Source organism: Acinetobacter sp. P1(2023) (assembly GCF_028367635.1).
Taxonomy (GTDB): domain Bacteria; phylum Pseudomonadota; class Gammaproteobacteria; order Pseudomonadales; family Moraxellaceae; genus Acinetobacter; species Acinetobacter pittii_E.
In genome coordinates, this window is sequence record NZ_JAQNDD010000003.1 from 187,985 (window position 1) to 214,480 (window position 26,496).

The 26,496-nt window shown below is 38.1% G+C and carries 20 protein-coding genes; 8 read left to right on the top strand and 12 right to left on the bottom strand.

All coding sequences use genetic code 11. The features are described 5' to 3' along the window. The gene (wecB, locus tag POD11_RS05995; RefSeq protein WP_239967112.1) at positions 1–1,143 is read left to right on the top strand and encodes a non-hydrolyzing UDP-N-acetylglucosamine 2-epimerase; all 1,143 of its coding nucleotides are present in this window, start codon (positions 1–3) and stop codon (positions 1,141–1,143) included. Positions 1,144–1,150: 7 nt separating this feature from the next. Here the strand turns inward: wecB and POD11_RS06000 are convergent, their stop codons facing one another. The 9 genes from POD11_RS06000 to POD11_RS06040 all read right to left on the bottom strand — a co-directional run bounded on the left by POD11_RS06000 (position 1,151) and on the right by POD11_RS06040 (position 11,824). Then, on the bottom strand, positions 1,151–2,047 hold the full coding sequence (locus POD11_RS06000) for a hypothetical protein (RefSeq protein ID WP_262456690.1): 897 nt from the start codon (positions 2,045–2,047) through the stop codon (positions 1,151–1,153). Next, positions 2,025–3,869, bottom strand: coding sequence for a hypothetical protein (locus POD11_RS06005; protein WP_262456691.1), 1,845 nt, complete (start codon positions 3,867–3,869; stop codon positions 2,025–2,027). Before POD11_RS06005 ends, POD11_RS06000 begins: the two co-directional genes overlap by 23 nt. Further along, a complete protein-coding gene (locus POD11_RS06010) occupies positions 3,870–5,120 on the bottom strand; it encodes a glycosyltransferase family 2 protein (protein WP_224991477.1) in 1,251 nt (416 codons plus the stop codon). It lies immediately after the preceding gene. Beyond that, positions 5,107–6,003, bottom strand: a complete 897-nt coding sequence (locus tag POD11_RS06015) for a hypothetical protein (RefSeq protein ID WP_262456692.1) — start codon at positions 6,001–6,003, stop codon at positions 5,107–5,109. Before POD11_RS06015 ends, POD11_RS06010 begins: the two co-directional genes overlap by 14 nt. Beyond that, complete coding sequence (locus tag POD11_RS06020) at positions 6,003–6,749, bottom strand: hypothetical protein (RefSeq protein ID WP_016140323.1); 747 nt, start codon at positions 6,747–6,749, stop codon at positions 6,003–6,005. Before POD11_RS06020 ends, POD11_RS06015 begins: the two co-directional genes overlap by 1 nt. Before the next feature lie 192 nt (positions 6,750–6,941). Next, complete coding sequence (locus tag POD11_RS06025; RefSeq protein ID WP_262456693.1) at positions 6,942–8,384, bottom strand: cryptochrome/photolyase family protein; 1,443 nt, start codon at positions 8,382–8,384, stop codon at positions 6,942–6,944. Positions 8,385–8,502: 118 nt separating this feature from the next. After that, positions 8,503–8,985 (bottom strand): FKBP-type peptidyl-prolyl cis-trans isomerase, encoded by a 483-nt coding sequence (locus tag POD11_RS06030; protein ID WP_002118581.1) that lies wholly within the window; start codon positions 8,983–8,985, stop codon positions 8,503–8,505. A 135-nt stretch (positions 8,986–9,120) separates the two neighbouring features. Continuing rightward, entirely contained in the window at positions 9,121–10,407 is a 1,287-nt protein-coding gene (locus POD11_RS06035) for an NAD(P)/FAD-dependent oxidoreductase (protein ID WP_262456694.1), read from the bottom strand. A gap of 97 nt (positions 10,408–10,504) precedes the next feature. Next, the gene (locus POD11_RS06040; RefSeq protein ID WP_262456695.1) at positions 10,505–11,824 is read right to left on the bottom strand and encodes a D-alanyl-D-alanine carboxypeptidase PBP6B; all 1,320 of its coding nucleotides are present in this window, start codon (positions 11,822–11,824) and stop codon (positions 10,505–10,507) included. A gap of 170 nt (positions 11,825–11,994) precedes the next feature. On the opposite strand from POD11_RS06040, the gene POD11_RS06045 reads away from it, so the two are divergent. Continuing rightward, a complete protein-coding gene (locus POD11_RS06045) occupies positions 11,995–13,698 on the top strand; it encodes a M61 family metallopeptidase (RefSeq protein ID WP_262456696.1) in 1,704 nt (567 codons plus the stop codon). A 397-nt stretch (positions 13,699–14,095) separates the two neighbouring features. Beyond that, positions 14,096–16,333, top strand: coding sequence for an NADP-dependent isocitrate dehydrogenase (locus tag POD11_RS06050; protein WP_002118624.1), 2,238 nt, complete (start codon positions 14,096–14,098; stop codon positions 16,331–16,333). A 117-nt stretch (positions 16,334–16,450) separates the two neighbouring features. Here the strand turns inward: POD11_RS06050 and POD11_RS06055 are convergent, their stop codons facing one another. After that, positions 16,451–17,242, bottom strand: a complete 792-nt coding sequence (locus POD11_RS06055; protein WP_016140328.1) for an rRNA large subunit pseudouridine synthase E — start codon at positions 17,240–17,242, stop codon at positions 16,451–16,453. Between the two features lie 196 nt (positions 17,243–17,438). Between POD11_RS06055 and icd the strand changes: the two genes are divergently transcribed. Beyond that, positions 17,439–18,695 carry an NADP-dependent isocitrate dehydrogenase gene (gene icd, locus POD11_RS06060; protein ID WP_016140329.1) on the top strand — a complete coding sequence of 419 codons (1,257 nt, stop codon included), beginning with the start codon at positions 17,439–17,441 and terminating at the stop codon, positions 18,693–18,695. Positions 18,696–18,734: 39 nt separating this feature from the next. On the opposite strand, the gene POD11_RS06065 is transcribed toward icd, so the two are convergent. Together POD11_RS06065 and POD11_RS06070 are read right to left on the bottom strand one after the other, a co-directional pair. Next, positions 18,735–18,860 (bottom strand): hypothetical protein, encoded by a 126-nt coding sequence (locus tag POD11_RS06065; RefSeq protein ID WP_013197121.1) that lies wholly within the window; start codon positions 18,858–18,860, stop codon positions 18,735–18,737. Further along, positions 18,857–20,035, bottom strand: coding sequence for an MFS transporter (locus POD11_RS06070; protein WP_262456697.1), 1,179 nt, complete (start codon positions 20,033–20,035; stop codon positions 18,857–18,859). Before POD11_RS06070 ends, POD11_RS06065 begins: the two co-directional genes overlap by 4 nt. 96 nt (positions 20,036–20,131) lie before the next feature. Between POD11_RS06070 and POD11_RS06075 the strand changes: the two genes are divergently transcribed. The 4 genes from POD11_RS06075 to POD11_RS06090 all read left to right on the top strand — a co-directional run bounded on the left by POD11_RS06075 (position 20,132) and on the right by POD11_RS06090 (position 26,466). Further along, positions 20,132–21,013 carry a LysR family transcriptional regulator gene (locus POD11_RS06075; protein ID WP_262456698.1) on the top strand — a complete coding sequence of 294 codons (882 nt, stop codon included), beginning with the start codon at positions 20,132–20,134 and terminating at the stop codon, positions 21,011–21,013. A gap of 208 nt (positions 21,014–21,221) precedes the next feature. Next, positions 21,222–22,616, top strand: coding sequence for an L-cystine transporter (locus POD11_RS06080; RefSeq protein ID WP_143225029.1), 1,395 nt, complete (start codon positions 21,222–21,224; stop codon positions 22,614–22,616). 149 nt (positions 22,617–22,765) lie between these two features. Continuing rightward, positions 22,766–23,581 (top strand): PhzF family phenazine biosynthesis protein, encoded by an 816-nt coding sequence (locus POD11_RS06085; protein ID WP_262456699.1) that lies wholly within the window; start codon positions 22,766–22,768, stop codon positions 23,579–23,581. 122 nt (positions 23,582–23,703) lie between these two features. Then, complete coding sequence (locus POD11_RS06090) at positions 23,704–26,466, top strand: M16 family metallopeptidase (RefSeq protein WP_262456700.1); 2,763 nt, start codon at positions 23,704–23,706, stop codon at positions 26,464–26,466. Positions 26,467–26,496 lie beyond the last annotated feature (30 nt).

Here is a 26,496-nt window from a genome sequence, read left to right on the forward strand (position 1 = left end):
ATGAAGAAAGTTTTTATATCTATTGTATTTGGAACCCGTCCTGAATTAATCAAACTTGCTCCTGTTATTTTATTGGCAAAACAAGATCCTCGCTTTCAAGTTGAGGTAATTTTTACTGGACAACATGATGAATTGGTCAGAGATGCGATAGATTTCTTTGGGGTTGAAATTGACCACCGTCTTAAAATTATGAATGCTGGACAAAGTTTAAACCAGCTATTAATTCATGGTTTGAGTCAAATCGAGAATGTATACGCTGACGGACAAAAAAGAGATGCAATTGTTATTCAGGGGGATACAACAACTGTGTTAGCCGCTGGATTAGTCGCGTTTTCAATGAAAGTTCCTGTTGCGCATGTTGAAGCTGGTTTGCGTTCTTATGATTTGGATCATCCCTTTCCTGAAGAGGGAAATCGTCAGTTAGTTTCACGTATTACCAAATGGCATTTTGCCCCGACTGAACAATCAAAAAGAAATCTACTTAATGAACAAATTCCGCCAGAACTCATTACTGTTACAGGTAATACAGTTGTTGATGCGGTGTATTTAGGACGTAAGTTAATTTCCGAAAAATCGGATTTGAAGAATCAGCTTGAACCTTATGGAATTCAATTAAAGCAGGATGACAAAGTTGTACTTATTACTGCTCATCGTCGTGAAAACTTTGGTGGTGGAATTCAAAATATTTGTAATGCGGTTGAGCATTTAGCCCAAGACCATCCTGATTTACATTTCATTTGGCCAGTCCATTTAAACCCAGCCGTACATGATGTGGTTCATGATAAGTTTAAAGATCATTCGCAGATCCATTTGGTTAAACCATTAGACTATCCTAGTTTATTGGCAGTCATAGACCGATCTACTTTTATTTTGACGGACTCGGGCGGCTTACAAGAAGAGAGTCCATCATTTAATAAGCCAGTTTTAATCTTACGAGACACCACAGAACGACCTGAAGTTGTTGAAGTGGGGGCAGGTGTTTTAGTGGGTACAAACCAACAAAAAATTATTGAAGAAGCTGAAAAGCTACTCACTGATCAACAGCACTATAAGAAAATGGCGCATGTAGAAAACCCATTTGGTGATGGGCAAGCTGCTCAACGTATTCTCGATCAAATTGCCAAATCTTATGAATTGGCATAATGGTGAGTTAAGAATTCTTCTCACTTATGGATTTATTAACACCACCATAAGTGAGTCGGTACCATAAGCTCACAATATTAACGCACCAATGGCTCATGTAATGAGGACCATCAAAAATATAAACAGTTTTTCCTTCATATGCTTTTAGCTGAGAAATAATTTCCCAAGGATATGCAGCTCTAAATTGCCCATTTTTTTTAACTCTAAAGGCTTCTAGTACTATAATTACTTTATCTTTTCCAAGCTTTTGTTCAAGTTGATCTAAAATATGTTTGGCTTGCTGAGGAGACCGTACACCTACGCCAACACCATCTTGAAAAAAAACTCCAGTATGGTCAGGTAGCCAGCTTTTAACCCATAAATCATAATGTTCAGGTTCGCTTTCGCCACTATAAATACTTACCCAGACTGGTGAGGGGAGTTTAGATAATACATGACCTAAAGCACTTACTCTTAGCCAAGTTGGATCTGCTTCTACTGGAAAATAATAACCTTTAGGTGCTATTTTTTGTTCTTTTATAATTTGGGTAGATTTTTCACCTAACTCAATGACATTAGCTCGAGCTTTAGGTTCATTATATTCACCTGCTAAGCCCAATATGATGTTTTTTGCCCAAGGTTCTTGTTTAATTTTTTCTAAATTAATAGCTTTTTCCCATTGTGGAAAATTGGATTCTTTCCACCATGATTTAGATTCAACCACAGACCATTGGGGAACAAAGGTATCAACACCTAAATAGTGCCAATTTCCCTCTGGTGGAGTTGTATCATTGTCGGGCTGCCAAAAAATGCCTTCAATATGCGGGGCTTGACCTTGATGTTTGAAAAGCCCCGCATATGCGATGACACTACATATAATTAAAATAATAAATGCAGTTATTTTAATTGGTATCTGTTTTCTCATTATTTCGTCTTAACCAGTACCACAAGAAGATAATTATTATCATAATTGCAGAGATAATCACAACTAATAAGAAGAAAGAAGACTGTTGGACTAAAGGAGCCTTTTGATTACCGACGATGAGTTTTTGTAAAACATAGATATTTCCATTTTCCGAAACTAACATTTTGGTCACGTTATTTGGAATTTTATGTTGGATCTTTTCCCAAAGGTGCATAAACGTTTGTGCACCACCTTCGGAATCAGTAATCACATCAAAGCGATTATTGTTATAACTAACAATGAAGCCATTCTGCGCAGCAGGTGCATAAATAATATCCTGATGCATTAATACCTGTTGCTGATAAATATCTTTATTCACACGGACATTTACGGATTGTGGCGCGTTCGGTGAATAACGGACTAGATTGAGAGGCATTGGTGCTTCTGTCAAAAGCATTTTTTTCGCGGTTTGACCTAATACAATAGCAATATTTAACGCGCCCGATTGATCGTCAATCGCAATAGTCGGAGTCGTCGCTAAAGTCATTGAAATTGCCGCCACACCATTTTTGAGTTTATGAGGAAGCTTTACAGTAGATTTGGCTGTGTCAATCCAAAGTGAACCATGTGCATTCGGTAAACACTGAGAATTGGCAATGACCGAGTTTTCTAGCTTTAGACTAAAATTTGTCGTATTAGAAATAGCTTTTGCAAAAATATTGAACTGACGGTTTACTGGGTCTGAAGCCAGATCCGCCGTTTTCATACTTCCTGCAAGCCCGCCATCAATCCAAGCCGTAATATTGGAACCTTGTAATAAACCACTTTGAATACGAAGCGCAATTTGTCCTTGCAAAATATCAGTTGGTTGCCATACCGCAGGGAAATCAAGAAACAAGTTTTTTTCGGCGTGATTTAATCTGAAATCTTCAATGCCTAAATCAGCGAGTGTATCGATTTTTTTAAATTGAGCCCAAGTTGGATGGGATATCGTATTTGGGAAAAGTGCACTTCCTGTACTCAATTGTTGTACATAAGAAGGATTAATTAATCCATTTATTGCACTCGTTAAGTCTTGTTGCGTGTGGTAAGTAATGGAGAGTGTAGGCACACCATCTACAGGTTTCGTAATTTGTACTAATGCTCCGCCTTTTAGTGGTGCTGGTGAGCGAATAACTTCAATAATAAAGTTTGTTTCCGGATTTAAATTTGTTTGACCTGAATCGACCCATTCAATAGGGGTTATTGAAGTCCATGAACTTGCCAATCTAGCGAGCATGGAGGCTTCTGTAATCTCATTACGATTATATTTTAAAATCCCAACAAAAGGAGTTGGACGTCTCGCTTGTGGGTTAAATAAAGCATCTGGCAAGTCTTTTAAACGGTATTCATTACGAATAGGTGTAAAGTCGAGTTGGGAATTGCTTAAATAAGTTAGGTGATCAATATCTTCTGTACAGAATGTTTCTCTGGCTTGATTAAGCGTAGACGGTTTCGCATATTGTTGAATAATAAAATCCAAACGATGAAAACCACTCTGACTTGCGGGGATATCAAATTTGAATTGACCATCACCGCTCAACGTAGTGTTATAAATCAGTTTATCATCATATTTTACAAGTAAAGTTGTATCACTTTCCGTGGAATAATCACTTGAAAATTGAATGCTTTGCCACTGGGCACCTTTTCCAATATAGAAAAAATGTGGCTCGACTGTATATTTGGTTGAGGTACTAATATCGTCGAGTTTCCATGTGTACGCATGAGCAGACATGGCGAGCATAAGACTGGTGCTGGCAAGGAGCACTTGAGCTGTTTTATAAAGATCAAAAGTCTTTTTCATTTATTTTTTCTCCTTGCTACGTTCCGTTTTGTACCATTGAAGGGAATTACCCTGTATTTTATTTTTAAGCATGTCATATGCGGCTTTAAATACAATAAAAAGAAAGATTTGTGAGTAACTTACATAAGATATAACAGAGTAAAAGTAGAGTTCTGGTTTAACTTTTTCGAGCGAAAGGGTAAACCACATTTGTGCGACATATAGGCAAAATGAAAGCCCCCACAAAGTGGTAAATGGCCCCGGAACTGAAATACCTGCAATATCAAGCAACCCAAGAGTTAAAGTGATATGACTCCAGAATAAAGCGGGTACAAAAAGTATGTAGCACATAATGTTATTTAGAATTTCAATTCCGATAGGAAAAGGCGTTCTTAACGCTACGGGTAAATATTTACGAGTTACATAAAAATTACCTTGAGTCCAACGGGAGCGCTGTTTAACAAATACACTTAAAGAGGGTGGGTCTTGCTGCCAACCAATTGCATAAGGCACCCATTTAATCCGTTTTTGGCCGATAAAAATCCTAAAACTCATTTCCGTATCATCGACTAATGATTTTTCATCAAAACCACCCAAGGTTTCTAAAGCATCACGCCAAATGACATAGTTTGTGCCCATTAATGTCGATAATTCAAAACGTTGCCAACGCCCGCCTTGGAAAATCCATTGAAAAAAGATGAATTCGATTGCGATAAATCGGGTCAAAATACTATCTTGCCAGTTGCGCGTTCTTACTTTCCCATTGACGGCCACTAATTTTTTATCGGCAAGGAGGGTTTGAGCGAGCAGGCGAACACAATCGGGTTCTGGTGTACTGTCCGCATCATAGACAACAATCAATTCGCCTTTGGCATGGGGAAGGCCATTATTTAACGTTCTAGATTTACCTTTACCCCCCATTCCTTTAGGAACATTGACAATTTTTATGCAAGGATAAATCTGTGCCAAATTTTCGGCAATTTCTAAGGTGTTATCTTTAGATCCATCATTAATCAGTAGAACTTCATATGCTTCGGCTGGGTAATCTTGTTGAGCAATTGCATGCAAAGTATCTTCAATCACAACGCCTTCATTGTAAGCAGGGATCAAGACACTCAGAACGGGCCACCTCTCTGGTATAGGAAGGTTTTGTAATTCTTTTTCCGCTGTTTTTGAATATTTCCAAGCTTGATAACTTAACCACGCCCAAAATGCTTGTGGAATCCAAATCCCTAAAAAACCAAATAAAAAGAGAATATCAATTGGAGCCATTTGTTCGTACCCTCCTGATAATAGAAGAGATGAGCAACAATAGTAAAATTAGCCCGACTACCAGTGAAAACCAAGATATATAACTACCAAATGTACCGAGAAGGTTTGGATAACTACTTGTTAAAATAAGGTCAAGCGGAACTACAACAGTGCTTAGCCCAATGAAAATATAGCCAAGAAGGTTTGTTTTTACTTCTTCGGGTGTACTTACATAATTGATATTATTAAATTTCCAAGAAATACCGAGTTGAGGGTATCGAATATTTGTTGTTGGTAAATCAGCAGGAGGATTAATAATAATTTCATAACCAGACATGTGGTTATTAAAACTTTTAGCTGAGTAGAATAAATGTTGGCCTTGCAAGATTTCTCGTGAAGGTAGGGGAAGCTGTGCCGGATTGAATTGAATAATATAGCTACCCGCAGGTTGTGAAATTAAATTTTCATCCCAACCTGTTGAAACAAAAGCAGCCATGGGCCGTAAACCAATGGCAGTGGAAAATGTGGCTTTGGCCGCAAAATATTGAGGTTGCTCTGATTTATAGAGTGCAATCGGAATCGCACCTTGGCTTACTGCTTCTTTGAGCAAGAAATAATGAGGAAATCCGAATACTTCATCCGGTAATATAATGCCAGGCTTAATTCCTTTGTGAATCAGCTGTTGAAAACTATCTGAACTGATTTGGTCAATTGTAAAAACAGGCCACCATGTATCTTGATATGGGAAAAACATAGAAAGATCATCTGTACTCTGAACTTCTTTTTTATTTTGTTCTGCTTTAATTTCACAATGATAATATTGGCGGTAGAACTGTTGTAAAGTAGCGTCTGGATATTGGCTAGAAGCAATAATAATTCCACAAATATTAAGAAGATTGGACATTAGTTCATCTCCTCAGGCGGAATAGGAATAACTTTATATTCCACCTCAAGACGTAGTGTCATAATTTCTCTTAATTTTTTAATAAAATCAGGTTCTTCATCCGTTTTTTGGTTGCGAATTACAATACTGTATATTTTTTCAAGATCATCATCGGCAAATTGGAAAATAATTTCTTGCGGCTGATGCTGGCTCAAAATTTTGATCATTTCATTTTGAGTGGTTTTCCATACATCATCACCTAACATTTCTTTAATTAAGCTTCGGTTGAGAATTTTGATTTCAAAGACTTCATAGTCTTGTATTTGATGATGATCGAGAAGTTTAAAGAAACTACGTTGAAAGTACTTGAGTGCACTCAGCGGGAAAATATCACGTCGGTAATTACGGTCATAGCTTTGAATGTCACGGTACTTTTGGACATTAATTTCAATATTATGGCGTATAGCGCTAAGAAAAAGAGGAATGAGAGGGATAATAAAAAGTAAAAGAAGCTGCCTTTCAATATGGGTTTGTGCACTTAAATCAAGCAAGAAATATACAGCAACCCCTACGAAAGCGATTAGCCCAACGATTAAAGATGCACCAACTTGTAAAAAAGCTCCAGAAATTAAAAGAATAAGAATGAAGATCCAGCTTCCTCTAAAACTTACAGGCAACCACTCATACGCTACTATGCCCATAAATAGATGAGCTGCGATAATCCATAAGACGAGTGTTCTTCCAGGGTTCTTTTGTTGTTGTTGCATGTGAGCTATGGTTACCTTCTGGTAATGATAGTTTTTATACTTTTATTACTAAATGTGAGGTATTACGAAGTTATTGTTGTTTATGACCTTTTTAAGTATCTATTATGTTTATTTTTAGATCAAAGTCACCATTTAGTCAAATACTGTTATTATTTTTTAATTAAAAATAAACAGATAAGACCTAACTCTTATTTAAATACTCTTGAAAGTTTCAATTGCTTTAAGACGTGTTTCCTTTAAATCAACTATTGGTTTTGGATACTTTAACTGAGTATTCGTTTTGGTTGAGTAGGGCTCATGAATGGCTTTATTGTCTAGATGAGCTAATTCTTCAACCCATTGACGAATATAATCTCCATTTGGATCAAATTTCTTTGATTGAGCAATAGGATTAAAAATTCTAAAGTAAGGTACAGCATCGGTTCCTGTAGAAGCGCACCATTGCCAACCACCATTATTTGCTGCTAAATCACCATCGATTAAGTGTTCCATAAACCATTGTTCACCAATACGCCAATCTATCAGTAAGTTTTTACATAAAAACATGGCAGTAATCATGCGAACACGATTATGCATCCATCCTGTTTTTAGAAGTTGTCGCATTCCAGCATCAATAATCGGTATACCCGTCTGGCCAGTTTGCCATGCGGTGAGGTGCTCGGGATTATAATTCCATTTGATTTTCTGAGTATCCTTTTTAAATGGAATGTGTTTAGAAACATGGGGGAAATCAAATAAAATATGTTGATAAAATTCTCGCCAAAGCAGTTCATCTAGCCAAGTCTGCTGGCCTTCATTCGTCAAATGAAAGTTGCCATGTTCAGTTCTAAAAAGGGCCTGTAAACACTGACGAATAGACAAAATTCCAAGGTTTAAATAGGGAGAAAGTTGACTAGTTCCTTTTACATGGGGAAAGTCACGCTCTAATTTATAGTCAGATAAATGATCTTTAATAAATACGTCGAGCTGCTCTAGAGCAAATCTCTCTCCAATTGGCCATAGGTCTTCTTGTTCTTTAGAAACAGATGAGTCAAAAAAAGCTTCGATATCTTCTAGAGTTAAGCTGTTTATTTTTGAAAAAGAAGTGGGGTAGTCATTTTGCTTTTCAGGAATCGGATAGCATTGAGGTAAACCACTAATATCCAATTTTGAATAACCGGCTTTTTTGAATGCACCGAAAACCTGATAGGGCTGTTGTGACTGATTGCGAATAGAACGTAAAGGAAAAATTGTACGGTCATGGAATAAAAAGAGTTCTTTACCTTGCTGATTTAAAACTTCCTGTACAGTTTTATCTCTTTTTAATTCATTAAAGCCGATCTCTATATTTGAATAGACGTTTTCAATATTGAGCTGATTTGTCAGTTTACCTATTAAGTCAGCAATACCTTTCCAGTAAGGAGTGACTTGGATAATAAGTGGAATATTAAGCTGTTCTAATTCTTTTTTGAGCTGTTGAAGCTGACGTAAATAGAAATTAATTTTTATAGGTGCGTCGTGGTGCGTTTGCCATTGTTCAGGCGATAAAATAATTAATCCAATACAAGGTCCTTGTTGAGATGCATGCCATAAAGCAGCATGGTCTCGAACTCTTAAATCCTGACGAAACCAAACCAGCTGATTTACTTTTGACATGGAAAGTGGCCCTTATAAAGTTAAGTGAGCGAGAGAATTATTATTAAAATAGTATATAAAAATAAAAACATAAAAAAAGCAAAGCCGAAGCTTTGCTCTTATCATCTTTAAAGATGAATTAGTGGTGATGACCACCAGCACCGTGTACGTGACCGTGATCTAATTCTTCTTGAGAAGCATCACGGATTTCTACGATTTCAACTTCAAAAGTTAAATCTTGACCAGCAAGTGGGAAGTTAGCATCAACAACAACGTTGTCGCCTTCAACCGCTTTAACAGTAACGATCTGAACGCCGTCATCTGTTTGAGCTTGGAATTGCATACCAGGTTGGATGTTCTCAACACCTTGGAACATTTGAGCTGGAACTTCTTGCACTAGGTCTGGGTTATATTCGCCATAACCTTCAGCAGCAGGTACGTTAACAGTAAATTTTTCACCAACAGTTTTACCTGTTAATGCATTTTCTAAACCAGGAATGATATTGCCTGCACCGTGCAAATAGGCAAGTGGTTCACCTTGAGATTGATCAAGTGTTTCACCCTCAGCGTTTGTTAATTTGTAGTGGAATGAAACCACGTGGTTATTTGCAATAGCAGTCATGTTTTTGATCCATTCAATCAATTGAAGCGTACATCATAAAGTGAAAAATAAATTTTGTAGACTACAAAATCTTAATCTTTGGCACTTTTTCTGATGCGTTTTTATATAAATAGGGACGAACTTAAAAAATTCAACTTAATACAGCTTAATTTTTGGACGTACACGTCTTGTAAGTAAATCTTTCATTGTGAGTATTCCAGCCTGAGTGTATCCGTGAATCGTTGCTTGATGTAAACGATATAAAGAGACATACATGGTTTTTGCAATGTAGCCTTGCACACTGACATCACCAAGTAATTCTCCAACGGCCTTATGACGACTTAAAGACACGAGAGAACCTTTGTCGTTAAATGTAAACATCGGCTGTGATCGGCCATTTAATCGAGCAGCCATAGCATCGACTAAGAAACTCGCTTGTTGACTTGCAACTTGAGCACGTGGGCCAAGTGGAGGTTGTCTTGCATCAAGTTGGCAATGAGCACAGTCACCAAACGCAAATACATTTGGATCGGAGTAGGTTTGCAACGTTGCATAGACCATCAGACGGTTAATATTATCACGTTTAAAATCGGTAAAACTTTCTAGAACCTTAGGTGCTTTTACGCCTGCCGCCCAAACAGTAATATCACTTTTTAATTGATTACTATTGCTAAAGTAGATGCAATGCTTATCAATTCTTTCAACGCGGTGTTGAGTTAAAATTTCAACGCCCATTTTTTTGAGCTGCTCAGCACTGTGGTCGGCAGTTTTATCACTTAGAGCAGGTAAAATACGTTCAGAAGCTTCAATCAGTGTAATTTTGACTTGGTTGGGATGAATTTTCTTTAGACCATATTTATAAAAGTTTTTAGTTGTTTCAATTAACTCAGCTGCAAGCTCTACACCTGTCGCTCCAGCTCCCACAATTCCAATATTTAAAGTTCGCTGATTGGGTTGATTTTGAGCTTCAATATAAAGATGTAATAAATCTTGCTGGAAAACATCGGCTTGTTTTCTGCTGTCGAGGAAATGACAGTTTTCACGCACACCCGCGGTATTAAAGTCATTGGATACTGAACCAAGCGCTAAAATAAGCGTGTCATAACTTAATTCTTGCGGATGATTTTGTTGTTCCTTAGACAGCTGAGGAGGAATTAACTCAATTAATTTTTTGTCTTTATTAACGCCAACTAATGTTCCGAGCACAAATTCATAATGATGTTTTTCTGAGTGTGCAAAATAGTTTGTTTGTTCTTCGTGCGGATTTAAAGAACCAGCAGCAATTTCGTGAAGTAAAGGTTTCCAAATATGGGTGAGGTTTTGGTCAACCAATGTAATCTTTGCTTTACGGTTTTTCCCAAAAGTTTCACCGAGTTGTGTGGCCAGTTCTAAGCCACCAGCACCACCACCAACAATTACAATATGATGTAAATTTTGGGTCATTTTTTCACCTAATTATTTTTCTATAAAAAAAGATGGCTAAATTATGCCATCTTTTATTTATAAAATTTATTGTGCGTCTGTGCACAATTTGATGTTTTTAGTGCGAATCTACAGGGTAGAGTTTTGCCGCGCTATGTTCACTCGATGAAAAAATAGAGAAGAGACTAGAAAACCACATTGCGATTTTTTGGAAAATATTGGCTTCTTCAATATGTACGTTATCTTCGATTTGAAGACTACGGATCAGTTGATTATTTTGATAAATCGATACTGTTGCCAAGCTCATGACTTTCATTAACGGCGCAGTTAATTGTTTTTCATTCAGCTCAATGTTTACACGGGTTTGAGTCGTTTCGAGCGGAGCAATAATTTTTGGTTGCATGTTGCTGTCGAGGACTTGGACGCGTTGAGTCACATTGTCAAAAGTATTTAAATCAATTGGTGTCGGGTCTGCATATAAAGACGTTGTTACAATGGTCGGTTGCTTTGTTTCTACCTTAAACATTTTTAAAGTCGATTTTACAACAGGCAGTTCAGCAATTAATTTTTGTTCAGGAATAATCACTTCATCACGTGTATAGGCATACGCAAGATTCATTAATTTATCTGCAATCTCAGCACGTTTTACCGCACTTGGCGTACCTAAAACGATTACTAATAAACGTCTTTGATTTAGGTTAGATGAGAATGAAGGACGTGAAGCCGTTAAAGCCAAGTTGTAACCTGCTGCCTTAGTATATCCCGTTTTTAAGCCATCTACAGATGGATCATATTTCAAAGCAAGATTAGTCGCGTGGTGGAAACGTTGGTTATAGCTAAAGCTTGGCATTTTTGAATAATGTAAATATTCAGGGGTCTGCTTAATGACAGCCTGACTTAATAAACTAAGGTCGTGTGCTGTAGTAAAATGATCAGGCATCGTAATTCCGGCAGGATTACTAAAATGAGTATCTTTCATACCTAATGCCTGAGCTTCCTGATTCATACGTTGTACAAAGTGAGGAACATCACCAGAAATTTTTTCAGCTAAAGTCACGGCTGCATCATTCGCAGACATCACGATTAAACCTGCCAATAACTGATCAACTGAAATTTGTTCACCAGCTTTAAGATACATTTGTGATTCATCCCACTGCACAACACTAACCACTGGAGTCGCAGTAATGATTTCTTCTTTTTTCAGCTTGCCAGCTTTAATCTCTTTTAAGGCAATATAGGCAACCATCATTTTAGTTAAAGATGCTGGTGCACGTTGCACATGGCTATTATGCTCAGCAATAATTTGACCCGATTGAGTATCTACAATAGTCCATGCAGCAGCTTCAACACTTTCAGGTGCAATATTGAGTAATGCAGCATTGGTTAGGGTAGTACAGAAAATACTAAAGAGGGTAAAAAGAGATAGAAAAAATTTCACGGATGACCTTAACGTTCACTGGCAAATACGGGACACAGATGCACAGCATGCTATGCCTTTTTTTCATGGAAGGCTAGTGGGAATTGTTGCCAAAAAATACATCTACGCAAGACGATACAAAAAAGTGATAATCTAATGTGAAGCCGTTCTTATTTTAAATTGAAGAATTTATGTTGCATTATCAAATTGAGTTCGATGATTACAAACAACACCTTGTTCACGTGACAATTCGTTTTTTAGCCAACCCGAATCAGGAACTTTGGTTACCAACGTGGATTCCGGGTAGTTATCTAATTCGAGAATTCTCAAAACATATTGAATCCGTTAAAGCTTATGATGAAGCTGGTCGTCTGCTAGACATTAAAAAAACGAGCAAGAATCGCTGGCGTTTATTTAATACAGACCACGAATTAATGACGATTGAATATGATGTGTATGCATATGATTTGTCGGTACGTGGTGCGTATGTCGACCAGACTCGTCTATATATTAATCCAGCATGTGTATGTTTGGCTTTAGAAGGGCAGGAGCAATCTGCATGTGAAATTGAAGTTTTCTTGCCGGATGAATTAAAGCATTTTCAGTTAGCAACAGGCTTAGCTTCAAAAAGTTTAGTTAAAGGTCGATTTACTTTAAAAGCAGATCATTATGATCAACTGATCGATAGTCCATTTGAATTAGCTGATCAAACACGCTTTAGCTTTGAAACCCATGGCATTGAACATGAGTTCGTAATTTCTGGTTCGCATAATACGAATATTGATCGTTTAAAAACTGATATCGAAAAGATTTGTGCAGCTGAAATAAATATGTTCGGTTCTGCACCATTTAAAAACTATACCTTCATGACCATGGCAACAGGGAATAGTTATGGTGGGTTAGAACATTGTAATAGTACAAGTTTGATCACACCACGTGATGATTTGCCAAAGTCGAATGAACCAACTGAACCTTCTAAAGACTATCAACGTTTTTTAGGCTTATGTAGTCATGAATATTTTCATTCATGGTTAGTCAAGTTCATCCGCCCGGAAAACTTTGCAAACTATAATTTGCATCAAGAAGGCTACACGTCTTTATTGTGGATATTTGAGGGTTTTACTTCATATTACGATGACTTGATTTTATTACGTAGCGGCGTGATTTCTCAAAAGTCTTATCTTGATTTACTTAAAGCACAAATTGATCGCTATTTACAAAACCCAGGCCGTTTTGTTCAAACAGTGGCCGAATCAAGTTTTGATGCTTGGATTAAATTTTATCGTCAAGATGAAAACTCAAATAACGCAGGTACTAGTTACTACAATAAAGGTGCTTTAGTTGCGTTATGCCTAGATCTAGGTTTACGCCTACGTGGTTCTAGTCTTGATGCTTTAATGCGTCGATTATATGAAAATACCCAAAATGGTATGCAAGTAAACGAAAGAACCATTTTTGATTTATGTAAGGAACTGACGGGTGATAGCTGGATTGAACAAATTAATCATTTGATTAATACCACTGATGAGTTACCACTTGATCAATTGTTTCCTGAGTTTGGCTTAAGTTATAGAGTTAAAACGGACAAATCTTTGCCAATAGGTTTGAAACTTGTCGATAAGCCAGAAGGTGTACTCGTACAAAGTGCTCGTCGTGATGGCGCAGCAGCGAAAGCAGGTATTTCTGCTAATGATGTAATTATTGCAATTGACGGGTTAAAAGCGACCACTAAACTTGTTGAGAAGTATGCAAAGCAGGGTGGTACTTACACTGTCTTTGCTTTCCGCCGCGATGAGTTACTAACTTTTGACGTTGAGTGTGCTACATCTGATTTAACTGAAGTTGAACTTGTCATTGAAGATCAGGCGAAAACCGATAAATGGTTAAAGGCTTAAATAGCAGTTAAATCGTTTATAAAAACCGATGTTTTTTACATCGGTTTTTTCTTTTGAATGGCAAAAAAATAGTTAAGCGCGTTATCTTTGAGTTTGTTTTGAATGAAAAGTATAATAATTGTCAGAACTCTGAAAGATATCTCATGTAATTTAAGACTGTTCTATACCTAAAAGGTGGGTAAAGCTATATGTATGACCTTAAGTTAGGTATAAGAATATTATCAATAGATTTAAATTATGTATTATTTCACTGCGAAATGTCGTTATCACTGGATATTTCGTTGACTGGAAGGCAATGAGAGCCGATACTCTCAGGGTTTTATTTAAGCATATCGGTTCGTAGGCACTGGGCCAAAAGCTCGGTCCTCAACACTCAATCAAACGGAAGGGGCTATATATGGCTGGTGAAAAGTCAACTATTATTTACACACTGACTGATGAGGCGCCATTATTGGCGACCTATTCGCTACTGCCGATCATTGAGACCTTTACCAAGCCAGCTGGCATCGAGATTATTAAAAGTGACATCTCTGTAGCTGCACGCGTGCTCGCAGAATTCGCTGATTACCTAAGTGAAGAGCAAAAGGTATCTGACAACCTTGCAGAGCTAGGTCGTCTTACACAAGATCCAGATACAAACATTATCAAACTCCCGAACATTAGTGCGTCTGTTGCGCAATTAACTGCATGTATTAAAGAGCTTCAATCAAAAGGTTACGCAATTCCTGATTATCCGGAAAATCCGACGACTGAAGAAGAAAAATCAATCAAAGCTCGTTATGGTAAGTGCCTTGGTTCAGCAGTAAACCCTGTCCTTCGTGAAGGTAACTCTGACCGCCGTGCTCCTGCAGCAGTTAAAAATTACGCTAAGAAACACCCTCATTCAATGAGCGAGTGGAAACAGTGGTCACAAACTCACGTTTCACATATGGAAGAAGGTGACTTCTACCATGGTGAAAAATCAATGACACTTGATCGCGCGCGTAATGTGAAAATGGAACTTATCACTAACAGTGGTAAGAGCATTGTTCTTAAGCCAAAAGTTGCGCTTCAAGAAGGTGAAATCATTGATTCAATGTTCATGAGCAAGAAAGCACTTTGTGATTTCTATGAAAAAGAACTTGATGATTGTAAAGAAGCGGGAATTTTATTCTCTTTACACGTAAAAGCGACAATGATGAAAGTTTCACACCCGATCGTTTTCGGTCACTGTGTGAAAATCTATTACAAAGAAGCTTTCGAAAAACACGGTAAGTTATTTGACGAGTTAGGCATTAACGTAAATAACGGTATGGCTGGGTTATACGAGAAAATCGAAACTCTTCCTACATCATTACGTGAAGAAATCATTGAAGACTTACATGCTTGTCAAGAACACCGTCCTGCACTTGCAATGGTTGACTCGGCAAAAGGCATCACTAACTTCCATTCACCAAACGACATCATCGTAGATGCTTCTATGCCAGCAATGATCCGTGCCGGTGGTAAAATGTGGGGTGCTGATGGTAAGCAGTATGATGCTAAAGCTGTTATGCCAGAATCAACATTTGCCCGTATTTACCAAGAAATGATCAACTTCTGTAAATGGCATGGTAACTTCGATCCGAAGACTATGGGTACAGTACCAAACGTTGGTTTGATGGCTCAAAAAGCTGAAGAATACGGTTCTCACGACAAGACTTTTGAGATTTCAGAAGCAGGTATTGCGAACATTACCGATCTTGACACTGGTGAAGTGTTATTGACTCAAAATGTTGAAGAAGGCGATATCTGGCGTATGTGTCAGGTTAAAGATGCTCCGATTCGTGACTGGGTTAAACTTGCAGTAACTCGTGCGCGTAATTCAGGCATGCCTGCAATCTTCTGGCTTGACCCGTACCGTCCACACGAAAACGAGTTGATCAAGAAAGTACAAAAGTACTTAAAAGATCATGACACGACTGGTCTTGATATCCAAATCATGTCTCAAGTACGTGCAATGCGTTACACACTTGAGCGTGTAGTACGTGGCCTAGACACGATTTCTGTGACTGGTAACATTTTACGTGACTACTTAACTGACTTGTTCCCAATTATGGAACTTGGTACTTCTGCAAAAATGTTGTCTATCGTTCCGCTAATGGCGGGTGGTGGTATGTACGAAACTGGTGCAGGTGGTTCAGCGCCAAAACACGTACAACAACTTGTTGAAGAAAACCACTTACGTTGGGATTCACTTGGTGAGTTCCTTGCGCTTGCAGTATCTTTAGAAGAAATGGGTATTAAAGAAAATAATGCTCGTGCTAAGTTACTTGCGAAGACTCTTGATGAAGCGACTGGTAAATTGCTTGACAATGACAAGTCTCCATCACGTCGTACTGGTGAAATTGACAACCGTGGCAGCCACTTCTACTTGTCACTTTACTGGGCTGAAGCGCTTGCTGCTCAGAACGAAGATGCTGAGTTGAAAGCTAAATTTGCTCCTCTTGCTAAAGCTTTGGCTGAAAATGAAGAGAAGATCGTTGCTGAACTTGCGCAAGTACAAGGTAAACCAGCGGACATCGGTGGTTACTACGCAATTGATCCGACTAAAGTAAATGCTGTAATGCGTCCAAGTGCTACATTCAATGCAGCTCTTGCAACAGTTGAGGCTTAATTACTAACTCGTTAGTAAATAGCTTAAGAGCCGGTGCATATGCACCGGTTTTTTATTGCCTAAAAATAAAAGACATTAAAAAAGCCCACTGATGTGAGCTTTAAAAATTAAATATGTTTATCGACCATTATTACGCCCACGACCACGTGGGGCTTTGGTATTTGGACGAGTTGTACCATTGGTCTTACGACGTGGTTTCTCGCTTTCATCCATTTGCCAAATACGTTTTGTACCAGACTTTTTCGCAGAACCATCTTTATTTTTGCGAACCATTGGCTTGCCGCCTGTACCGCCTGGTTTTTTCACATATGAACGTGAACGATAAGGCTGTTCAGCTGGCACATCTTTAAAGTCAGGGTAGAGTAATGGTTCAATTTCTTTAACATCACCTGGTTTTAAGCCAAGTTGAACTAAGTCGATTGAGCCAATTTTAGTGCGAATTAAACGTAAAGTTGGAAAACCTACCGCAGAAGTCATGCGACGAACTTGACGGTTACGGCCTTCGCAAATTGAAATCTCGATCCAAGATGTTGGAATATTTGCACGGTAACGTACTGGCGGATTACGTTCCCATAACCATTCAGGTTCACTGACTTTAATGGCTTTGGCTGGCAGCGTTATACCATCGTTCAGTTCTACACCTTTACGAAGTTGTTCAAGCGCTTCTTCGGTTACATCGCCATCAACTTGAACTAAATACGTTTTGTATTTTTTATTTGCAGGGTTGGTAATGAACTGATTCAGACCACCATGATCGGTTAAAAAAACTAAACCCTCAGAGTCCATATCAAGACGGCCTGCTAAGCGTAAAGTCGGGTCATCAACAAAGTCAGAGACGGTCATATGTGCTTCGTCTTTACGAAACTGGGAGAGAACGTCATATGGCTTGTTGAGAATCACAATTTTCATAAAAAATGGCTTCTTCTTTCAAATAACTAGAGTAAACATTGAGCTATATTTAAGTGTGAAATTTGCTTATTTCCCACATAAATCTCAAAAAGAATTAAATTCAATTAAGCTATTATGCGTTAATAAAAGTTGAAAGTATTGTTTATCGATAATTATTTTTAGTTAATTAAGTATTATAAAAGGGAGAATCTACACAATGGGTTATCAGAAGATCGTGGTTCCTGCCGACGGTGACAAAATCAAAGTAAATGCAGATCTATCACTGAGCGTACCAAATCATCCAATTATTCCCTTCATTGAAGGCGACGGTATTGGTGTGGATATTACACCAACAATGAAAGCGGTCGTAGATGCTGCGATTTTAAAAGCTTACGGTGGTAAACGCTCAATCGAATGGATGGAAGTGTATTGCGGCGAAAAAGCCAATAAAATTTATGGCAACTATATGCCCGAAGAAACTTTCGAAGCACTTCGCGAGTTTGTTGTATCAATCAAAGGTCCCTTAACCACACCAGTAGGTGGAGGCATTCGTTCACTCAACGTCGCTTTGCGCCAAGAATTAGATCTATATGTTTGTGTACGTCCAGTGCGTTGGTTTGAAGGCGTTCCATCACCCGTTCAACACCCCGAATTAACCGATATGGTGATTTTTCGTGAAAACTCGGAAGATATCTATGCCGGTATTGAATGGAAAGCTGATTCAGAAGAAGCTAAAAAAGTGATTAAGTTCCTTCAAGAAGAAATGGGTGTCACAAAAATTCGTTTCCCTGAAGGATGTGGCATTGGAATTAAGCCAGTTTCAAAAGAAGGAACACAGCGTTTAGTCCGTAAAGCCATTCAGTTCGCAATTGAAAATGACAAACCTTCTGTGACGCTCGTTCACAAGGGTAATATTATGAAATACACCGAAGGCGCATTTAAAGAGTGGGGCTATGAATTAGCTCTAGATCGTTTCGGTGGAGAGCTAATTGATGGTGGCCCATGGGTTAAAATTAAAAACCCTAGAACTGGTAAAGACATCATTATTAAAGATGTCATTGCAGATGCGTTTTTACAACAGATCTTGATGCGTCCAGCTGATTACTCCGTTATTGCTACTCTAAATTTAAACGGAGACTATATTTCTGATGCTTTAGCAGCAGAAGTAGGCGGCATTGGTATTGCACCGGGTGCAAATATTGGTGGTGCAATAGCGGTTTATGAAGCGACCCATGGGACTGCGCCTAAATATGCAGGTCAGGATAAAGTAAACCCCGGTTCTATTATTCTTTCTGCCGAAATGATGCTACGCGATATGGGGTGGACAGAGGCTGCTGACCTGATCATTAAAGGGATTTCTGGAGCGATTGCTGCCAAAACCGTAACTTACGATTTTGAGCGCCTAATGCCGGGTGCAACCTTGTTACGTTGTTCTGAGTTTGGAGATGCCATTATTAAACACATGGAAGATTAAATAAATCTTATATAGGAAAGCCCTCAGTTGAGGGCTTTTTTATTGCATAAATTCGGGGTGTTTCGGAGTTTTAATAAAACCAGTTTTCTTTTGATAACTCTGGTCTAGGGCTTGAATAACAAGAACGAAAGCAACTAGAAATAAAGGAAAGAGCAGAGTTTTCACGATTTGGTTTCTCCGAGAGTTGAGGTGAAAGAGGGGCGTAGAGGAAGCAAAAGGCAAATCGCAAAAAAGAGAACGATTCCACCTAAAAGAAAAAGATGTGCATAAGACCAATGCAAATGATGCAAAGTACTAATGACAACACCTCCTAGAAGCTGAGTGCTAGCAAACCCAATAGTGGCAAGGCTCCAAAGCTTTTGATAACGTTGCTCATAAATCTGTAACAGACTATAAGAACTAATAAATACGGTTGCGGGAGTGAGTAAACCTGTCAGAAGCGAAGATAAGGCCAGTAAAGAAGTTATTTGTGAAAGGAAAGGTAAAACAACAGCTAGGCAGTAAATGGTATATAACCACTTAATAGTCTGTAGATATCCCATTATTCGGCTTAAGCCATAAGCAACAAGTGCACCAATACAGCTTCCCATTCCATAGAGAACCCAAAATAGATTTCTTTGCTGTAGGGGAAAATGCAGAGTTCCAGATAAATAATCCATCCAAAACAAAGAATGTGGAATATAGGCAAAGGCACTGCACATATAGGCAATAATAATAATCAGACCCAAACGTGATTTTTGTGAGGCTTGCTGAGCGGTCGATTGCGGTTTAATAACTTGAGCACTATTACGACTTAATAAGCGATAAAGAATTAAGCTTCCTAATAGAGAAAGACCCGCAAAAATATCCCAAACATAATGTACGGGCATATTTTTAAGTAAGGGAATAATAATAGTGGCAGATAAAACGCCTACACCAATCCCGCTAAATCCTAAAAAATTAACTTTTAATCTTTGTGTGTTGGGAATGTATTTCATTGCAAAGCTAGGCGCCAAAATCATAAGTAAACCACCAGCAATACCTGAAATCGTGCGCCAGACAATGAACCACACCAGAGGCATATCCATGAATGAACAGCATAGTAGGCTAAGGCTACCAGCTATAGCCGAAAGTACGATGAGGGAGGGGATGTACTTTTCTTTAATACTGGGCAGCGCCAATAAGGCACCCATGAGATATCCCAATAAATTTGCACTGCCTAAGTAGCTGGCAAAATCGTGATTCCAGTGGTACTGCTCGATCATGATGGGCATGAGTGCAGTATAGGAAAATCTAAAAACACCAATTCCCAAACAAGTTGCCAAAAAGACAATTAAGCTCATTCGATAAAACGTAGACATGAGAAGACGCTCAATTTTTTTATTATTAAAAACGAGTTTATCAATCATTAAAAATGATTTAATATGATGATAATTATCTTGTTTTGAGATAGTGGTATGTTACTTAAGTCTCTAGAGTTTTTTTTAGCTGTTGTAGAGAGTGGAAGTTTTTCATTGGCTGCACAAAAAATGTATACGGTTCAATCGAATATCACCAGCCATATAAAAAAACTTGAAGAAGAGTTGGGGGTTATTTTATTCAATCGTAATAACCCAGTGACCTTAACCAATGCCGGACAACAGCTACATAGTTATGCTGTTCAAATGATTGCGCTACATAATAAAGCTAAAAAAATCTTTCAAGAGGGTGATATTGATCCGAATGAAACCATTCGTTTGGGCAGTATGGAAACGACAGCAGCAATACGTCTTCCTCAATTACTCAATCAATGTATGCAGCAATATCCAAATTTACCGATTGAGTTACAAACCCACCCAACCCGATATTTGTTGAGTGCGGTGCAGCAAGGAGAGGTGGATTGTGCTTTCGTTGCTTCTAAATATGTGATTCCAGAGTTATATAGTTTTCCTGTCTGGCACGAAGAGCTGGTACTAGTTTGTCCTAAGCAACAAGTGAGCTTTCCAGATAGGGCCACCCTTGCAAAGACTAGATTTATAGCATTTCGGCAGGGTTGCTCATATCGACATGCCATAGAGCTTTTCTTGAATGATTTTAGTGTTCCGCCTTCACAAATCATGGAAATGGGAAGTCTTGATGGAATTGTGAGTTGTGTGGAGTTGGGGGTGGGTTTTGCCTTATTACCGAAATCATATCTCACGAAAGTTGCAGATAAAGTTTCAGTCAATTGTTTTGGATTAAATACGGAATCTGCTTTTTTTACGACTTACTTGGTTGCTCAGTTACCAGAAACTTGGGGAACCAATTTAAAGCAGTTTATTCGTTTTATTGAGCAACAATTTGAATTAAAGGTTGCTTAAGTAGAGGCTGATTTTTATACATAAATATCTTACGTAATTTATAAATTAAAAGTGATGTATATGTATTTAAAAGTCATTTTATATTCTCACGCAGGTTTGTAATCATCTTGATGCTATAAAATTGTGGAAAAGGGTAGTTTATATAGGCTGGCTATGGTCAAATATGCCCCCTTGAAAGATGACACAAGCAATAATTTGGAGTTTGGGAATGAATATACCCTTAATCATCAATATTGTGGTTTTCGTCGGGTTAATATTTTTACTCGCCCAAACACGTAAAACAGATTGGAGCTTATCAAAAAAAGTTCTGGCTGGCTTAGTTCTAGGTGTGGTGTTTGGTTTAGGACTACATTTGATTTATGGCGGTGGCCATCCGATTCTTGCTGAATCTATTAGCTGGTTTAATATCGTTGGAAACGGCTATGTAAAACTTTTACAAATGGTTGTTATGCCTTTGGTATTTGTGTCTATTTTGGGAGCGGTTGCAAAATTACACCAAGCCTCATCTTTAGGCAAAATCAGTTTTTATACGATCGGTACATTACTCTTTACAACACTGATTGCTGCACTGGTAGGGGTGTTTGTTACAAACTTGTTCGGCTTAACTGCAAAAGGTTTAGTGCAAGGTGCTGCTGAAACTGCACGTTTAACTGCGATTAATACAGACTACGTAGGTAAAGTTACCGATCTAAGTGTACCGCAATTTATTCTTTCCTTTATTCCAAGTAATCCATTTGCTGAATTAACTGGCGCCAATCCAACTTCAATTATTAGTGTGGTTATTTTTGCTGTCTTTTTAGGGATAGCAGCACTCAACCTAATGAAAGATGACGCAGAGAAAGGCCAGCGTATTTTAACTGCAATTCAGACTTTGCAGTCTTGGGTAATGAAGCTGGTTCGTTTAGTGATGACACTTACACCGTATGGTGTTTTTGCACTTATGACAAAAGTTGTGGCAAGTTCGAATGTCGCAGATATCTTAAACCTTGGTGGTTTCTTGGTCGCATCTTATTTAGGTCTAGCGATCATGTTTGTCGTGCATGCGATTATCTTGACCCTGACAGGTGTTTCTCCGCTTAAATTCTTCAAAAAAGTTGCTCCTGTTTTGACATTTGCATTTACCAGTCGTTCAAGTGCTGCAAGTATTCCGCTCAGTATCGAAACCCAAACTCGTCGTTTAGGTATTCCTGAATCTATTGCAAGTTTCTCAGCTTCTTTTGGGGCAACCATTGGTCAAAATGGTTGTGCAGGTTTATATCCAGCAATGCTCGCGGTGATGGTTGCGCCAACCATGGGGATTAATACTCTAGACCCAATGTGGATTGCATCGTTGGTTGGTATTGTAACTTTAAGTTCAATTGGAGTTGCCGGAGTAGGTGGTGGTGCGACTTTCGCTGCGCTAATCGTGCTTCCTGCTATGGGCTTGCCAGTAACTTTGGTTGCACTGCTTATTTCAATCGAGCCACTCATTGATATGGGCCGTACTGCCTTAAACGTAAATGGCTCAATGACAGCTGGTGTTGTGACCAGTCAATTGATGGGTCAGACTGATAAAGAAATATTAAATAGTGAAGATGAAATTGAGTTAACTCAACATCATTAAAAACTGATATTAAACGGCTCATCTACTCTGGATGAGCCGTTTTTTTATATGTGTAAATTGCCACTGTGATGTTAATTTTTAAAAAACTGTATCTGTTTTTCTTCTAAATAATTTTCGAAAATGAGTCTATTACAAAAGAGAGTACTATCATGAAAATGTATCAAGTCGACGCTTTTACAAAAGAGCTATTTCGTGGAAATCCGGCTGCTGTGATTGTTGAAAAAGAATGGCTGGATACAGATTTAATGCAGAAGATAGCACTTGAAAACAACTTGTCGGAAACTGCCTTTGTAAAAATTATAGATGCTGAAAATTATGAAATCCGTTGGTTTACGCCAACGGTTGAAGTTGATTTTTGTGGGCATGCCACGCTTGCCAGCGCTTTTGTAATCTTTAAAGATTTTACTGATAAAAAGACAATTAATTTCCATGTACGAAATTTGGGGCTTTTTGTGGTACATCAAGATGAAGATGGCAAAATCAGAATGGATTTCCCGATTCGTAAAGCTCATCAAGTGGAAGATTATCCAGATATTTTACGCCAAGCTTTAACCAAACCTTTTAAAGCGGTTTATCAAAATGTTCAAGCCTATATTGTTGAGTATGAATCAGTACAAGATGTATTAGATGAGCAGCCTGACATGAATTTGCTCAAAGCTCTAGGTAAGAGAACTGCAATTACAACTGCAGATATGGATGTTGTAATAACATCAAAAGCAGACCAGCAATATGATTGTGTATCGCGTTATTTTGCTCCTGTCGCGGGTATTGAGGAAGACCCTGTTACAGGTTCAATTCATACCGCAATAGCACCATTATGGGCAGAAAAACTCGCTAAAAATAATATTACGGCTTATCAGGCTTCTAGCCGCGGTGGGGTTTTATATTGCAACGTCCTGTCGGAGGAACGTATTGAAATCGCAGGATATGGAAAACTTTATATGCAAGCAGAAATTTTTCCTTAAAATATAAGGCCGTTTAAATAAACGGCTTTTTTTTCAAAACTTTACTATGAAAGTCAGCTTAAATTTCCTACTATAGTCCCACAACTATTGATTTTTTATTATTCAAATTAATTGGTATTTATATGTTTATGCAGTTTAAACAACTGACTCTCTCCCTGTGTATTCTTGGTTTAAGTGCTGCATCTTGGGCACAAACTACATTAGTAAAAAGTAAGCAAAATATTGAGGAATATAAATTAGATAATGGTTTTCGGATTGTTCTAGCACCAAATGCCAAAGAAAATAAAATCTTTATTAACACCATTTATTTAACTGGTTCATTAAATGACCCGCAAGGCAAAAGTGGCTTAGCTCATTTGCTTGAGCACTTGGCTTTTAAAGGGACTAAAAATGTTAAAGGGGAAGAATTCCAGCGCCGTTTAGATCAATATACATTGATGACAAACGCCAGCACGGATTATTATTCAACAAAATATACCAATATCGTTCGTCCAGAGAAAACTGCGCTTGATCAGGTGCTGTATCTTGAATCTGAACGTATGGATAAATTAGTTCTTCAAGAAAAATTTGTTCCTTCCGAAATTGAAATTGTAAAGCGCGAACGTGAAGTCCGTATGGATCAGCCATTTGCTGTGCTGATGGATCAAATGTGGAAGTCAGCGTACGGTAATCAATATTTAGGACGTTTACCGATTGGTGATTTGCCCGAGCTTAAATCTATTAAGATGCCTGAATTAAACCAGTTCTATCGTAGCTGGTATGCGCCTAATAATGCAGTCATGGTGATTTCAGGTAAGTTCGATAAAACAGAAGTCTTAAAAACAATTGACCAATATTTTAGTCCAATTGCGGCACGAGAGGTTCCAAAGCCTGTACAGATTCCTGTGCTTGACTCTACAAAAATAAAAAATCGTCAGTTCATGGTGAAAAAGGGAAGTGATCTGGCTAAATTCCATATCTATATGAATGGTAAAAATACCAAAATTCAGCCAACACTTGCTTTAGCCCCTTTGTTATATACCATGCAGCCAAGTGGTCATTTATATCAGGACATGGTTGAAACGGGCATTACCACAAATGTAGAGTCTAGCACTTGGTTAGACCAAGATTTTAATGTGGTGTTTTTAGGCGCGATTTACTCACCAAGTAATGATCCTAAAAAAGTTGAAAGTTCTTTGTTAACAGGCATTGAAAAAGGAAAGCCTTTTACCGAAGTTGAATTAAATCGTGTTAAAAGTTTAATGAAAACTCAAGGTGACCTAATTACGAAAGATGCGGTAGCACTGGGGTCGCGTTTAAGTGATTACACCGTTGCTGGCGGGCAGTGGGATCAATATTTTAAAGATTTAGATTCAGTAGAAAAAGTTAAGCTAGATGAAGTAAATCAAACTTTAAAACAGTTCCTTGTAGCTGAGCATCGTATTGATGGTGAAATTCTACCAACGCCTGAAGACCAGAAAAAAGCTCAACAGCAAAATTCAAAAGAGACCCCTAAAACTCTAGATCAGGTAGAAGTAAAAGCCGAACCTTTAAAAGATCCAAAGGTATATCAACAAGAAGTTGCTGAGTTTTTAAAATCTTCTAAGCAATATGTTGAAAGTAATGAGAAAAAGATTATCCGTGGAAAACTGAAAAATGGAATGAAATATGCCTTATTCCCAGTTGAAACACGTGATGATCGTACTTATGCAACGATTACCATGGATTTCGGGACAGAAAAATCTTTATTTAATAAAGGTACGGTAGTTGATTTAACCTCATACTTATTGCTTCGTGGTTCTGATAAATATAGTTTGCAAGATATTGCTGATAAGTCGATTGATGCAGGCGGCGCGGCTTATGCAAGTGCTGACGGCAATGGCATGACGATTAACATTCAGTCTAAATCAGAAAAATTTGATGAGTTTTTCAAGTTTGTTCTTGATGTGATGAAAAATCCGAAATTTGAGCAATCTCAATTTGATTTAATTAAATCGCAAAGCTTATCAAGCCTTGATCGTCCTTATACCGAGCCAGATGTAGTAGCAGGCTTAACACTTTCACGTTTGCTTGAAGAATACCAACCAGGTGATTTGCGTTATCACTTTGAACCTGAACTGGCAAAACAGCAGTTGAAAAATGCAACTCAAGAGCAAGTGAAAGAGTTGTATGAGCGTTTCTTTGCAATGAACCACGCTCAAATTGCCATTACAGGCGAATTTGATGCGAAAAAGATGCAGAAATTACTGAATCAGGAATTTGGCCGTTGGAACGGTAAACAGCCATATCAAAAAATCTTGATTGATCACGTTGATTTTCCAGCACAGAAAGTTCATGTTTTATCTGAGCAACGTGAATTTGGTAGCTACCAAAGCGTACTGTCACTGCCAGTTGGGAAGAACCATCCAGATGCATCTGCTCTTATTTTAATGAACTATATTTTAGGCGAATCTCAAATTTCCTCACGTTTGGCTCAAGAGCTTCGTGAGAAAAATGCACTAGTTTATGGTTTTGGAAGTGGGCTGCAACTTGACCGTGATACGAATGTAGGAGCTTTGAGTATTAGTGCAAATTATACTTCGGGTCGTTCAGCCCAAGTGTCTGCATCAATACATAAAGTGTTGAATGACTTGGTGAAAAACGGTGTAACTGAGCAAGAACTTGAAGCTGCTAAAGCAGATATCATGAAGAAACGAGTTACGGCATTAGAAGATGAACGTAATATTCATGGGATGTTAAATCTACAGCTTGAAACAGACAAAACATTGCAAGACCGAATTCGTCATGATCAAGAGTTAACTAAATTGACTGTTGCGGACGTCAATAGAGTAATTAAAAAGTATATTAAACCTGAGCATTTGGTCGAAGTGATGGCTGATCAATATGGTCAGACAGCAAAAAAATAAAGTCTTCTCGCAAATAAAAAGCCACTGAAT

Excerpts from the sequence above, each read along its gene's own strand:
- wecB (WP_239967112.1), top strand. The coding sequence starts at position 1 with ATGAAGAAAGTTTTTATATCTATTGTATTTGGAACCCGTCCTGAATTA.
- POD11_RS06000 (WP_262456690.1), bottom strand. The coding sequence starts at position 2,047 with ATGAGAAAACAGATACCAATTAAAATAACTGCATTTATTATTTTAATT.
- POD11_RS06005 (WP_262456691.1), bottom strand. The coding sequence starts at position 3,869 with ATGAAAAAGACTTTTGATCTTTATAAAACAGCTCAAGTGCTCCTTGCC.
- POD11_RS06010 (WP_224991477.1), bottom strand. The coding sequence starts at position 5,120 with ATGGCTCCAATTGATATTCTCTTTTTATTTGGTTTTTTAGGGATTTGG.
- POD11_RS06015 (WP_262456692.1), bottom strand. The coding sequence starts at position 6,003 with ATGTCCAATCTTCTTAATATTTGTGGAATTATTATTGCTTCTAGCCAA.
- POD11_RS06020 (WP_016140323.1), bottom strand. The coding sequence starts at position 6,749 with ATGCAACAACAACAAAAGAACCCTGGAAGAACACTCGTCTTATGGATT.
- POD11_RS06025 (WP_262456693.1), bottom strand. The coding sequence starts at position 8,384 with ATGTCAAAAGTAAATCAGCTGGTTTGGTTTCGTCAGGATTTAAGAGTT.
- POD11_RS06030 (WP_002118581.1), bottom strand. The coding sequence starts at position 8,985 with ATGACTGCTATTGCAAATAACCACGTGGTTTCATTCCACTACAAATTA.
- POD11_RS06035 (WP_262456694.1), bottom strand. The coding sequence starts at position 10,407 with ATGACCCAAAATTTACATCATATTGTAATTGTTGGTGGTGGTGCTGGT.
- POD11_RS06045 (WP_262456696.1), top strand. The coding sequence starts at position 11,995 with ATGTTGCATTATCAAATTGAGTTCGATGATTACAAACAACACCTTGTT.
- POD11_RS06050 (WP_002118624.1), top strand. The coding sequence starts at position 14,096 with ATGGCTGGTGAAAAGTCAACTATTATTTACACACTGACTGATGAGGCG.
- POD11_RS06055 (WP_016140328.1), bottom strand. The coding sequence starts at position 17,242 with ATGAAAATTGTGATTCTCAACAAGCCATATGACGTTCTCTCCCAGTTT.
- icd (WP_016140329.1), top strand. The coding sequence starts at position 17,439 with ATGGGTTATCAGAAGATCGTGGTTCCTGCCGACGGTGACAAAATCAAA.
- POD11_RS06070 (WP_262456697.1), bottom strand. The coding sequence starts at position 20,035 with ATGTCTACGTTTTATCGAATGAGCTTAATTGTCTTTTTGGCAACTTGT.
- POD11_RS06075 (WP_262456698.1), top strand. The coding sequence starts at position 20,132 with ATGTTACTTAAGTCTCTAGAGTTTTTTTTAGCTGTTGTAGAGAGTGGA.
- POD11_RS06080 (WP_143225029.1), top strand. The coding sequence starts at position 21,222 with ATGAATATACCCTTAATCATCAATATTGTGGTTTTCGTCGGGTTAATA.
- POD11_RS06085 (WP_262456699.1), top strand. The coding sequence starts at position 22,766 with ATGAAAATGTATCAAGTCGACGCTTTTACAAAAGAGCTATTTCGTGGA.
- POD11_RS06090 (WP_262456700.1), top strand. The coding sequence starts at position 23,704 with ATGTTTATGCAGTTTAAACAACTGACTCTCTCCCTGTGTATTCTTGGT.